9 protein-coding genes are annotated in these 11,885 nt (G+C 63.0%); 8 read left to right on the top strand and 1 reads right to left on the bottom strand.

Going from position 1 to position 11,885, the window contains the following annotated elements; all coding sequences use genetic code 11:
• Window positions 1–5 precede the first annotated feature (5 nt).
• The 7 genes from rutA (F3W81_RS03055) to F3W81_RS03025 all read left to right on the top strand — a co-directional run bounded on the left by rutA (F3W81_RS03055) (window position 6) and on the right by F3W81_RS03025 (window position 7,770).
• Complete coding sequence (rutA, locus tag F3W81_RS03055) at window positions 6–1,109, top strand: pyrimidine utilization protein A (protein WP_193082203.1); 1,104 nt, start codon at window positions 6–8, stop codon at window positions 1,107–1,109.
• A 270-nt stretch (window positions 1,110–1,379) separates the two neighbouring features.
• Window positions 1,380–2,462 (top strand): pyrimidine utilization protein A, encoded by a 1,083-nt coding sequence (gene rutA / locus F3W81_RS03050; protein WP_193082202.1) that lies wholly within the window; start codon window positions 1,380–1,382, stop codon window positions 2,460–2,462.
• 194 nt (window positions 2,463–2,656) lie between these two features.
• Window positions 2,657–3,841, top strand: a complete 1,185-nt coding sequence (locus F3W81_RS03045) for an ABC transporter substrate-binding protein (RefSeq protein WP_193082201.1) — start codon at window positions 2,657–2,659, stop codon at window positions 3,839–3,841.
• Between the two features lie 106 nt (window positions 3,842–3,947).
• A complete protein-coding gene (locus F3W81_RS03040; protein WP_193082200.1) occupies window positions 3,948–4,733 on the top strand; it encodes an ABC transporter ATP-binding protein in 786 nt (261 codons plus the stop codon).
• Window positions 4,730–5,434, top strand: coding sequence for an ABC transporter ATP-binding protein (locus F3W81_RS03035; RefSeq protein ID WP_193082199.1), 705 nt, complete (start codon window positions 4,730–4,732; stop codon window positions 5,432–5,434). Before F3W81_RS03040 ends, F3W81_RS03035 begins: the two co-directional genes overlap by 4 nt.
• 3 nt (window positions 5,435–5,437) lie before the next feature.
• Window positions 5,438–6,445, top strand: a complete 1,008-nt coding sequence (locus F3W81_RS03030) for a branched-chain amino acid ABC transporter permease (protein ID WP_193082198.1) — start codon at window positions 5,438–5,440, stop codon at window positions 6,443–6,445.
• Entirely contained in the window at window positions 6,442–7,770 is a 1,329-nt protein-coding gene (locus F3W81_RS03025; protein ID WP_193082197.1) for a branched-chain amino acid ABC transporter permease, read from the top strand. The genes F3W81_RS03030 and F3W81_RS03025 overlap by 4 nt, the downstream gene beginning before the upstream one ends.
• Before the next feature lie 17 nt (window positions 7,771–7,787).
• On the opposite strand, the gene F3W81_RS03020 is transcribed toward F3W81_RS03025, so the two are convergent.
• Complete coding sequence (locus tag F3W81_RS03020) at window positions 7,788–10,844, bottom strand: transporter substrate-binding domain-containing protein (RefSeq protein WP_193082196.1); 3,057 nt, start codon at window positions 10,842–10,844, stop codon at window positions 7,788–7,790.
• A 349-nt stretch (window positions 10,845–11,193) separates the two neighbouring features.
• On the opposite strand from F3W81_RS03020, the gene F3W81_RS03015 reads away from it, so the two are divergent.
• Complete coding sequence (locus F3W81_RS03015) at window positions 11,194–11,868, top strand: type 1 glutamine amidotransferase domain-containing protein (protein ID WP_193082195.1); 675 nt, start codon at window positions 11,194–11,196, stop codon at window positions 11,866–11,868.
• Window positions 11,869–11,885 lie beyond the last annotated feature (17 nt).

The raw sequence follows: 11,885 nt of genomic DNA, 5'->3' as shown, positions 1-11,885 counted from the left end.
AGCACATGACCCAGATTGGCATCTTCATTCCGATCGGCAGCCGCGGCTGGCTGATCTCGACCACCTCGCCGAAAACCATGCCGAGCTTTGATCTCAACAAGGCCGTGGTGCAGCGGGCCGAACATTTCGGCTTCGATTTCGCCCTCTCGATGATCAAGCTGCGCGGCTACAACGGCCCGTCCGAATACTGGGTGCACAATCTGGAAAGCTTCACCCTCATGGCCGGTCTTGCCGCCGTGACGACCAGGATCAAGCTGTTCGCCTCCTGCGCCATGCTGACCATGCCGCCCGCCGTCACCGCGCGGATGGCCACCACCATCGATTCCATCGCGCCGGGCCGTTTCGGCGTCAACATGGTCACCGGCTGGCAGCCAAAGGAGTACCAGCAGATGGGGATCGAGCTGACCCCAGAACACTTCGCCCGCCGCTACGACTATGCCAGCGAATATGTGCAGGTCATGCAGGATCTCTGGGGCACCGGCACCTCCAACTTCAAGGGCGACTTCTTCCAGATGGACGACTGCAAACTGTCGCCGCAGCCCACCGGCAACCGCATCCCCATCGTCGGAGCGGGCCAGTCTGAAAAGGGCATGGAGTTCGTCGCCAAGTATGGCGATTATAATTTCGTCGGTGCCGGAGGCGACATCAACGAGACCACAAAAAGCCGCGAGATGGTCGCCAAGGTCACGGCCGCCGCGGAAAAGCATGGCCGCGACACCGGCGCCTTCCTGCTGCTGATGGTCATCACCGACCGCACCGAAGAAGCTGCCTGGGCCAAATGGAACCTCTACAAAGAGGGCACCGATATCGAGGCGCTGGAGTGGCAGGCCGCGCAGGCCGGCATGGACAAGGTCGCCAAGGAGGGCTCCACCGCCGTCGCTCTGACCCGCGCCATTTCCAATCCCCAGCCTACCGGATTGCTGAAACTGATCGGCTCCTATGAACAGGTTGCTGAAATGCTGGATGAAATTGCCGCCACCAAAGGGTTGAAAGGCATCATGCTGACATTTGATGATTTCGTTATCGGGATCGAGCAATTCGGCCAATACATCCAGCCCTTGATGAAAACGCGAAATGGGATTGGAGCCAAGGCATCTCAGGCCGCCTGAGATCCAATGACCTTGCCTTGATAGCGGGCATTGAGCCTCACAAAGACCCCATGCCTTTTCAAATCATACCAGCGCTGTAAATCACTGATTTACGGCGCTAAATCCGTTTCCCTTTGGCCACATTCGGCGTCATGAAATCGCGCCTCAAAAGCAGGCATATCCCAACATTTCTGTGCTGCATTTCGTGAATAATCAGCGCACCACATTACGCCCCGCCTCAAAAATGCAAAAATCACGCCATCAACATCTGCACATAAGGGGAGATTCGACATGGACATGGGTGTCTTCATTCCAATCGGGAACAATGGCTGGCTGATTTCCAAATCGTCGCCGCAATATATGCCGTCTTTTGACCTCAACCGGGTGATCGTTCAAAAGGCCGAAGGCTACGGGCTGGATTTCGCGCTCTCAATGGTCAAGCTGCGCGGCTTTGGTGGCGAGACGGAATTCTGGGACCACAACCTTGAGAGCTTTACCCTGATGTCGGCCCTCGCCGCCGTCACAAGCAAGATCAAGCTCTTCGCCTCGACCGCAATCCTGACCCTGCCCCCTGCCATCGTTGCGCGCATGGCCTCGACCATCGACAGCGTTGCACCGGGCCGCTTCGGCATCAATATCGTGACCGGCTGGGCACCCAATGAATACACCCAGATGGGCGTCTGGCCCGGCGACGACTACTTCGGCTATCGCTATGAATATGCCAGCGAATATGTCCAGGTGATGAAGGATCTGTGGTCCGAGGGCACATCGGATTTCAAGGGCAAGCACTTCACCATGGAAGACTGCAAGCTCTCGCCGAAACCCTCCAGCCCGATCGAGATCGTGGCGGCGGGCCAGTCCGGCACAGGCATGGCGTTTTCGTCGAACTACGCCGACTATTCCTTCGTGCTCGGCTCCGGCATCAACACCCCCACCGCTTTCGCCACCACCGCCGCGCGCCTCAGCGAGGCGGCTGCCGAGACCGGTCGTGATGTTGGCGCCTATGTGCTGTTCATGATCATCGCCGATGAAACGGACGAGGCCGCGCGCGCCAAATGGGACAGCTACCGCGAAGGCGCGGATATGGAGGCGCTCTCCTACATGGGCGTGCAAGGCGCCGCCGACGCCACCGCAGGCGAGGAATCGACCGCCAAGGCGATCAACCTTCCCGAAGGCGCGGTCAACTTCAACATGGGCACGATCGTCGGTTCCTACGCCACCGTCGCCCGGATGCTGGACGAAGCCGCCGCCGTGCCGGGCGTGAAAGGCATCATGATGACCTTTGACGATTTCGTCGAAGGCATCGACGCCTTCGGCCAGCACATCCAGCCGCTGATGGCCTGCCGCAAGGATATTGCCATCGCAGCGGAATAGCCCGGCACTCGCCACAAAAAGCCCGATCAGCCCTGCCATACGTGGCGGGGCTTTTCCTTTCCCCTACGTCGCCGAAAACCTTGCAAACTTTACTATAAGAAACACTTTGTTAGCCGCTAACACAGTGCTTTCCTTTTCATTGACCACAAATTAATCTCTTCCCAGAACGCAAGTTCCAACATGGGAGTAACGAATTGAAAAAGCTTCTTCTGGCCTCCGCGGCCATTAGCCTGTGCGCAAGCGCGTCTTACGCAGAAGACATCAAGATGGGTGTCCTGCTGGGTTTTACCGGTCCGCTTGAATCGCTCGCCCCCGCCATGGCGCAAGGCGCCGAAATGGCGATGAAAGAGGTCTCTGACTCCGGCAAGCTGCTGGGTGGCGATACCGTGACCCCGGTGCGCGGTGATTCCACCTGCGTCGACGCGGCAGCGGCCACCGCTGCGGCTGAGACCCTCGTCACCACCGATGGCGTAAAAGGCATCCTGGGCGCCATGTGCTCTGGTGCGACCACCGCCGCGCTGCAGAACGTCGCCATGCCCAACGGCATCGTGATGATCTCGCCCTCCGCCACCTCGCCTGCTCTGTCGACGATGGACGACGACGGCCTGTTCTTCCGCACCGCGCCTTCCGACGCGCGTCAGGGCGAAGTCATGTCCGACGAGCTCATGGAAAAGGGCCTCAAATCCGTCGCCGTGACCTATACCAACAACGATTACGGCAAGGGTCTGGCCGACAGCTTTGAAACCGCGTTCAAGGCAGCTGGCGGCACCGTCACCATCTCGACCGCTCATGAAGACGGCAAAGGCGACTATTCCGCCGAAGTCGGCTCTCTCGCCTCCGCCGGTGGCGATGCGCTGGTCGTGGCTGGGTATGTCGATCAGGGCGGCTCGGGCGTGCTGCGCGGCGCGCTGGATTCCGGCGCGTTCGAGACCTTCGTCTTCCCCGACGGCATGGTCAGCCAGACGCTGGAGGACAACTTCGGCTCCGAGATCAACGGCTCCTTCGGCCAGCTGCCCGACTCCGAAGGTCAGGGCATGCAGACCTACCTCTCGATGGCCGAGGCTGCAGGCTATGACGGCTCCTCCGCCTATTCCGGCGGTGCCTATGATGGCGCGGCGCTGATGCTGCTGGCGATGCAGGCCGCCGAGTCCACCGACCCATCGGTCTACAAGGACAAGATCATGGAAATCGCCAACGGTCCCGGCGAAAAGATCTATCCCGGTGAGCTGGCCAAGGGCCTTGAGCTGATCGAAGCCGGTACCGCCATCGACTATGAAGGCGCCACCGCGATCAACCTGATCGGCAACGGCGAAGCCGCAGGCACCTTCCGCGAGATCGAGATCAAGGACGACAAGATCACCACGGTCAAATACCGCTGATCTCTACTCAACCTGAAAATAGCCCGGATTCAGTCCGGGCTATTTTCGATTTATAACAGAACTTTGCGGCGCGATCTTCGTGTAACGCATAAAGTCGGGGGGCCCCATGATCCGGGTCGATAATCTAGTGAAATCCTTCGGCGGGTTCCGGGCCGTCGATGGGGCAAGTCTTGAGATCGCCGATGGCTCGATCACCGGTCTGATCGGCCCGAACGGGGCCGGAAAATCCACGCTTTTCAACGTTATCGCCGGGGTTCATCAACCAACCTCTGGCCGCGTGACGATGGACGGCGAAGACATCACCGGGCTGAAACCGCATGAGCTGTTTCACAAGGGCCTGCTGCGCACCTTTCAGGTGGCGCATGAATTCCCCTCGCTCACCGTGCGCGAAAACCTGATGATGGTGCCCGCGCACCAGTCGGGCGAGACGCTGCTGAACACGCTGATCGGGCGCAAACGCATCCGCGACGACGAAGCCGCCCTGCTGAAACAGGCCGATGAGGTGCTCGACTTCCTCACCATCTCGCACCTGCGCGACGAGAAGGCAGGCAACCTCTCCGGCGGTCAGAAGAAGCTGCTGGAACTCGGTCGCACCATGATGGTCGAGGCCAAGATCGTCTTTCTGGACGAGGTAGGCGCGGGCGTGAACCGCACCCTGCTCAACACCATCGGCGACGCCATCGTGCGGCTCAACAAGGAGCGCGGCTATACCTTCTGCGTCATCGAGCATGACATGGATTTCATCGGCCGCCTGTGTGACCCGGTCATCGTCATGGCCGAGGGTCGCGTGCTGGCCGAAGGCTCCGCCGCGCATATCATGGAAAACGAAGCGGTGATCGAGGCTTACCTCGGCACCGGCCTCAAGAACAAAACCAAAGAGGGCGCGCAATGAGCTATCTCAATGCCGCCAACATGACCGGCGGCTACGGCAAGGCCGACATTCTGCACGGCTGCACGTTGACCGTCGAAAAGGGCGAAATTGCCGTGATCGTCGGCCCCAATGGTGCTGGTAAATCCACCGCGATGAAGGCCGTCTTCGGGATGCTGCCGCTGCGCGAAGGCTCGGTCACACTGGACGGTCAGGACATCACCGCCCTGTCGCCGCAGGATCGCGTCAAGATGGGCATGGGCTTCGTGCCGCAGGTCAACAACGTCTTCCCGACCATGTCGGTCGAGGAAAACCTCGAGATGGGCGCCTTCATCCGCAACGACGATTACCGCGCCACCATGGCGCAGGTCTTCGATCTGTTCCCGATCCTCAAGGACAAGCGCCGCCAGAACGCGGGCGAGCTGTCGGGCGGGCAACGCCAGCAGGTCGCCGTCGGGCGCGCGCTGATGACGCAACCCAAGCTTCTGATGTTGGACGAACCCACCGCAGGCGTGAGCCCCATCGTCATGGACGAGCTGTTTGATCGCATCATCGAGGTCGCCCGCTCTGGCATCTCGATCCTGATGGTCGAACAAAACGCCCGGCAAGCGCTTGAGATCGCGGACAAAGGCTATGTACTCGCCCAGGGCGAAAACCGCTACACCGACACCGGAGAGGCCCTTCTGGCCAATCCGGAGGTCCGCCGCACCTTTCTGGGGGGTTGAGAGATGGATGTCATCAACGCGCTCGTCGCACTCACCAACTACGTCCTCATCCCCGCCACCGCCTATGGCGCGCAGCTTGCGCTCGGCGCGCTCGGGGTCACGCTGGTCTATTCGATCCTGCGGTTTTCCAACTTCGCCCATGGCGACACCATGGCGTTTGGCACCGGCATCGTGATCCTGTTCACGTGGCTGTTCCAGAGCTGGGGCATCAGCCTCGGCCCGCTGCCGACCGCCCTGCTGGCGCTGCCCTTCGGCATCATCGTCACGGCGGCGCTGCTTCTGGGGACCGACCGCGTCGTCTACAAGTTCTATCGAAAGGTGCGCGCCGCGCCGGTGATCCTCGTCATGGTCTCGGTCGGGGTGATGTTCGTGATGAACGCCCTCACCCGCTTTCTGATCGGCGTCGACCAGATCACCTTTGACGACGGCGAACGCTTCGTCATCAGCGCCCGCCAGTGGCGCGACATGACCGGCCTCAGCGAACCGCTGACCCTGCGTTCGACCCAGGTCATCACCATCGTCACCGCCCTGCTGGTGATGGTGGCGCTGTTCTGGTTCCTCAACCGCACCCGCACCGGCAAATCGATGCGCGCCTTCTCTGATAACGAGGATCTGGCCCTGCTCTCGGGCATCAACCCCGACCGCGTCGTCACCGTCACCTGGATCATCACCGGGGCGCTGGCGACCATCGCGGGCACGCTCTATGGGCTGGACAAGTCCTTCAAGGCCTTCACCTACTTCCAGCTGCTGCTGCCGATCTTTGCCGCTGCCATCGTCGGCGGCATCGGCAGCCCGGTGGGCGCGATCCTCGGTGGGTTTGTGATTTCCTTCTCCGAGGTGGGCCTGACCTACGCCTGGAAGAAGGTCGCCACCTACCTGATCCCGCACTGGGAGCCGGACGGCCTCGTCCAGCTGCTCTCCACCGATTATAAATTCGCCGTCAGTTTCACGATCCTGATCCTCGTGCTGATCTTCAAGCCGACGGGCCTTCTGAAGGGGAAAATCGTATGAGCGGAACCCATCAACCGGGGCAGAGCAGCACCCTGCGCGGCCCCATCTGCTTTGCCATCCTCGCCGCCCTGCTGGTGATCGAGGGGCTGACCTCGGGCTGGAATTCGACCCTCGGCATCCTCAACATGGGGTTGCTGTCGGCGATCATGGCGCTCGGCGTCAACATGCAGTGGGGCTATGCCGGGCTGTTCAACGCCGGCGCCATGGGGTTCCTCGCGCTCGGCGGCCTCGCGCCCGTGCTGATCTCGACCGCGCCGACACCGGGGGCGTTTCGCGCGGGCGGGCCCGGGCTGATCACCGCCTTCGCCGTGGCGGTGATCGCCGTGCTGCTGGCCGTTCAGGCCTACCGGCGCACGTCGGGCAAGCTGCGCGGTCTGCTGGTGGCGCTGATCCTGATCGTCGGTTTCTTCGCCTTCCGCTGGGTGTTCGATCCGGCGGTCACGGCTGTCGAGGCGATCAACCCCTCCGCTGCGGGCAACCTCGGTGGGCTTGGCTGGCCGACGCTGATCTCCTGGCCGGTGGGCGCTCTGCTGGCCGCGGGTGCTGCCTGGCTGGTCGGCAAGACTGCCCTTGGGCTGCGCTCGGACTACCTCGCCATTGCGACGCTCGGGATTGCCGAAATCATCGTCGCCGTGCTGAAGAACGAACAGTGGCTTGATCGCGGCGTCCTCAACGTCAATGGCATCCCGCGCCCCTGGCCTGTCCCGTATGAGATCGACCTGCAGAACTCCGCTAGCTTCGTCGCAAAGGCGCAGAGCTGGGGCATGGATCCGACGCTCGCGTCGACGCTGACGGTGAAGCTGGCCTTCCTCGCCCTCTTCGTCGTGGTGATCCTGCTGCTGATCTGGGGCACCGAGCTGGCGCTGAAATCCCCTTGGGGCCGGATGATGCGCGCGATCCGCGATAACGAGGTTTCGGCCGCCGCCATGGGCAAGAACGTGACCCGCCGCCACCTGCAGATCTTTGTGCTCGGCTCGGCGGTGATCGGTCTGGCGGGGGCGATGATGATCTCGCTCGACGGGCAGATGACCCCGGCCAGCTACAACCCGCTGCGCTATACCTTCCTGATCCTCGTCATGGTGATCGTCGGCGGGTCAGGCAGCAACTGGGGCTCGGTCCTCGGCGGTATTCTGGTCTGGTATCTCTGGGTCAAGGCCGGCGACTGGGGCCCGGACATCATGGGCTGGGCGGCCTCGCCCTTCGCCGATGGCCCGCTCAAGGACCACCTGCTGAACTCGGCCGCGCATATGCGCATGCTGGTGATGGGGATCATCCTGCTGGTGGTGCTACGCTTCAGCCCACGCGGATTGATGCCAGAGAAATGACACCCTGAGGCGCGCGCCTAACCAAGCGCGCGCCTCAGCACCTCCGACAGCTCGGACGGCGAACAGGGTTTCGCCAGCACCTCTCCGGGAACCGAGTGATAGCTGTCCTTGCCGATCCCCGAATACCCCGACATATAAACGATCGGCTGCGTGATCCCGAGGCCGCGCATGTGTTCGGCCAGCTGATAGCCACCGACGCCCCCCGGCATCACGATATCGGTCAGCAGCAGATCAAAGCGGATGCCCTGCTCCAGCAGCACCACCGCCTCGCGGCCAGAGGGCGCCGAAACCACTTGATAGCCGAGCGCGCGCAGCACCTCCGACAGCATGTCCAGCAGATCCGGCTGATCCTCGACGATCAGGATCGTCTCTCCCTCACCGTTGCGCACCTGCGTTTCATTGGCTTGCGCGGGCACCGCTTCCGAGGTCTCGCCCATCGGCAGATAGAGCGTGACGCGGCAGCCCTCGCCCACGGCGCTCACCACCTCCATCCGCCCGTCGGACTGATCCGCAAAGCCATAGACCATCGCCAGACCCAAGCCGGTGCCCTTGTTGGCGGATTTGGTGGTAAAGAACGGGTCCGTCGCGCGTTCGCGCACCTCCGGCGGCATGCCCGGCCCGTCGTCCACCACGGAGACCGCCACCAGAGGGCGCCCGTTGATGCCCAGCTCGTCCGTGATCGCCACACTGACCGAGATCTGGCCGCTTCTGCCCGACTGGACGATCGCGTCGCGGCTGTTCAGGCACAGGTTCAGCAGAGCGTTCTCCAGCTGGCTGGGGTCGCAGCACACCTGCAGCCCCGGCGACAACGTCGCAAACCGCAAGCCCACCGACCGTTCAAGCACCGGCTCGACCAGCTGGCGCAGATCGCCGAACACGGACATCAGCGCGACCGAGCGTCGCTTGCCCGGTTGCTTCTTGGCAAAGGCCAGCAGGCGCGATGTCAGCTCAGCCCCGCGCCGCACCGACCCGAGGCTGGTGCGCAGATATTTACGCCCCTCGTCATCGGTCTTCTGCATCGCGAGTTCGGTCGCATATTCGATGGTGCCGAGGATGTTGTTGAAATCATGCGCCACCCCCCCGGTCAGCTGACCCAGAGCATCCAGCCGGCTGGACCGCTCTGCCAGACGCCGCACGGTTTCCTGCTCGGTGATGTCCTCCAGCACAAGAACTGACGACAATTCGGGCTGCGAGGGGTCATTGACCGGCGAGGACGAGACATGCACATGGATCGGCTCCGCCTCGTCCGAGGTGGTCAGCACGGCCTTTTCGCCCTTCAGCACCGCCCCCGACAGCGCCCGGCGCACCGGATCGCTGGAGGCCTCCAGCGGCGAAAGGTCGTAGGGATCGAGAAACCGGATCGCCGCGGGCCAGGGCGCTGGCCAGTTCTGATCGCTCAGCCGCAGCATACGCACTGCGCCGGGGTTGGCGGTGTCGATCCGCCCGTCCCGGTTCAGCGCCAGAATGCCACTGCGCGCGGTGTTGAGGATCGCCCCGTAGCGGTTGGAGACGCTCTCCATCCGCCGGGCATGATCCAGCGCGACCGCACGCCCCCGCAGGATCAGCACGACGAAGGCAAGGGCGATCAGCGCCAGCAACGCGACCCCCGCCAGCTGCGCCAGCCGGACACGCTGCGACGTCCAGAAGCTTGGCGGCGACAGCCAGCGATTGTGCAGGTTCTGATAGGCTTCCGAGGACAGATACCCCGGGATCACCGCATTGAGGTTTTCGCGGATCGTGGCAAGACCGGGGCGCAGGGCAATGGCACGTTCAGACTGCGTAAAGGGCGGCTGCACCGCCTCGATCTTTGCGCTCACATCCTCGGCCTCGGCCAGACGCTGCATGGTCTGCGTGGCGTAGAGCACCGCCGTCACCTCGCCCTCCAGCAGGCTGGAGAGCATGGCCTCGGGCGTGTCGTAGATCACCAGGTCCAGCCCGTCCTGACGCTGCGCCACCTGCAGCGCCCAGTTGTTGACCGACACACCGACCCGTTTGCCCACCAGATCCTCCAGCCCCGTGACCCCTGTCGCTGCGGCCTCGCCCTGACGCATGAAGATGGAATAGGGCGACTGCTGGATCGGGATGGTGAAATCCATGATCACCCGCTTTTCGTCGGTGATGCTCAGCGGCGGCAGCATGTCATAGGTGTCCTGCGCCGGGCCAACCGCCCATTCCTCGGTGGTGAGGGGCAGGAACTCCAGCGTCAGCCCGGTCAGCCGCGCCAGATCGCGCAGCGCCTCGACGCCATAGCCGGTGAATTCCCCGGTTTCGGTGATAATCTGATAAGGCGGAAACTGCGACACCCCGACGCGCAGCACATCGGGCACCGTCGCCGGGCGAATCACATTCCACCGCGCCAGCAGCCGGTCCAACGCGCCCGAGGCCTTAAGCCGCGCGATGGCCGCATTGATCGGGGGCAGCAGATCAGCGCGACCCGGGGCCACCGCGACATAGATCTGTGGCTGCTCCAGCGCCGCACCGGAGATCTGCACCCGGTAGTCCAGCCGTGTCCGGCGCAGCAGATCCGTCGCCTGCTTGAGCGAGGTCACCACCCCGTCCAGCCGCCCCGTCACCAGCGCCCCGAACGCGCCATAGGCATCCTCGAAGACCCGCACCTCGGCGCCGCTTTCGGCAACCACACGCGGTGTCTGCGCCACCGAACTGACGACGCCGATGCTCTGCCCGTCCAGTTGATCCACCGACAGCGTGACATCGGGATCGTCGCGCACGAACAGATAAACCCCGGCCTCCGCGATCGGGTCCGACAGCAGGCTCTCGCCCAGCACCGGCAGCGCCGCCACCCCCGCCCGCATATCCGTCTCGCCCAGAGCCAGCGAGCGCATGGCGTCATAGACACGCGGATATTCGCGGTAACTGACCTCCAGCCCCGCCTCCTCCGCAATCAGCCGCGTCAGATCGGCGTAATAGCCGCTGAGCGTCCCATCGGGGGCAAGCTCATAGCGCCCGGCAAAGGGCGCCCAGGGCACCGTCACCTTCAGATCCTGCGCAATAGCGGCGCTGACACCGGCAAGGCAACTGACAACACTCGTGACAAGAAGAAGAACTCTGAACATGCGGCGGCCAGTCTGTACGGGCTTTAAGGCTATAGTTTAAAATGAAGAACCGAGTCTTAACAACCATAAAGAGAATGTTATCGCCCTGCGTACCGCTCTGCCAGAGCGCCGCCAGCGGGCCCCGATGCAGCGCCACCGCATGCGCCGCTCAGCCGCCCATGGCGCGGGATCTACCGGATGTTGCGCCGCCCCTGCCGCCACGGCACCCGGCTCTGGTCGCACGGACGTGATGATGCCGGTGGAACAACCCGCTCTGCCCCGTGTTGGGCAGTGCAAGGTCGCGGCCCTTTGCCCCTGTGCCGAGAGGTCCCGCGACGGAAATACCCATAAAGACAGAGGCAACAGCCCAATGAAAATTCTGATGATTCTCACCTCCCACGACCAGCTTGGCGACACCGGCAACAAGACCGGCTTCTGGCTTGAGGAATTCGCGGCCCCCTATTACGTCTTCAAGGACGCGGGCGCGGCCATCACCCTCGCCTCGCCCAAAGGTGGTCAGCCGCCGCTCGATCCCTCCAGCGACGCCGAGGATGCCCAGACCGAAGCCACCAAGCGCTTCAAAGCCGACAAAGGCGCACAGACGGCCCTGGCCAATACCCAGGTGCTGACCAATGTGACCGCAACCGACTATGACGCGATCTTCTACCCCGGTGGCCACGGCCCGCTCTGGGACCTTGCCGAGGATTCCGACAGCATCGCCCTGATCGAAACCTTCGCCGCGCAGGACATGCCCATCGGTGCGGTCTGCCACGCCCCGGCCATCTTCCGCCACACCAAGGGCGCGGACGGCAAGCCGCTCGTCTCCGGCAAGACCGTGACCGGCTTCACCAACACCGAAGAAGAGGGCGTCGGCCTCACCAAGGTGGTGCCCTTCCTCGTCGAAGACATGCTGAAAGAAAATGGCGGCGACTACCAGAAAGGTCCCGACTGGGCCTCCTTCGTGGTCATGGATGGCAAGCTTGTCACCGGCCAGAACCCTGCCTCCTCCGAAGAAGCTGCGCGCAAACTGCTGACGCTGCTGTAACGGACAGGGGTCGCGCC

The organism is Pseudooceanicola spongiae (genome assembly GCF_014899185.1).
GTDB lineage: Bacteria > Pseudomonadota > Alphaproteobacteria > Rhodobacterales > Rhodobacteraceae > Pseudooceanicola > Pseudooceanicola spongiae.
The sequence above is the reverse complement of the archived record's forward strand: the minus strand, read 5'-3'. Positions and strand labels throughout refer to the sequence as shown.

Coding starts and splice junctions, on each gene's coding strand:
- F3W81_RS03015 (WP_193082195.1), top strand. CDS start 11,194: ATGAAAATTCTGATGATTCTCACCTCCCACGACCAGCTTGGCGACACC.
- F3W81_RS03025 (WP_193082197.1), top strand. CDS start 6,442: ATGAGCGGAACCCATCAACCGGGGCAGAGCAGCACCCTGCGCGGCCCC.
- F3W81_RS03035 (WP_193082199.1), top strand. CDS start 4,730: ATGAGCTATCTCAATGCCGCCAACATGACCGGCGGCTACGGCAAGGCC.
- rutA (WP_193082202.1), top strand. CDS start 1,380: ATGGACATGGGTGTCTTCATTCCAATCGGGAACAATGGCTGGCTGATT.
- F3W81_RS03030 (WP_193082198.1), top strand. CDS start 5,438: ATGGATGTCATCAACGCGCTCGTCGCACTCACCAACTACGTCCTCATC.
- F3W81_RS03040 (WP_193082200.1), top strand. CDS start 3,948: ATGATCCGGGTCGATAATCTAGTGAAATCCTTCGGCGGGTTCCGGGCC.
- rutA (WP_193082203.1), top strand. CDS start 6: ATGACCCAGATTGGCATCTTCATTCCGATCGGCAGCCGCGGCTGGCTG.
- F3W81_RS03020 (WP_193082196.1), bottom strand. CDS start 10,844: ATGTTCAGAGTTCTTCTTCTTGTCACGAGTGTTGTCAGTTGCCTTGCC.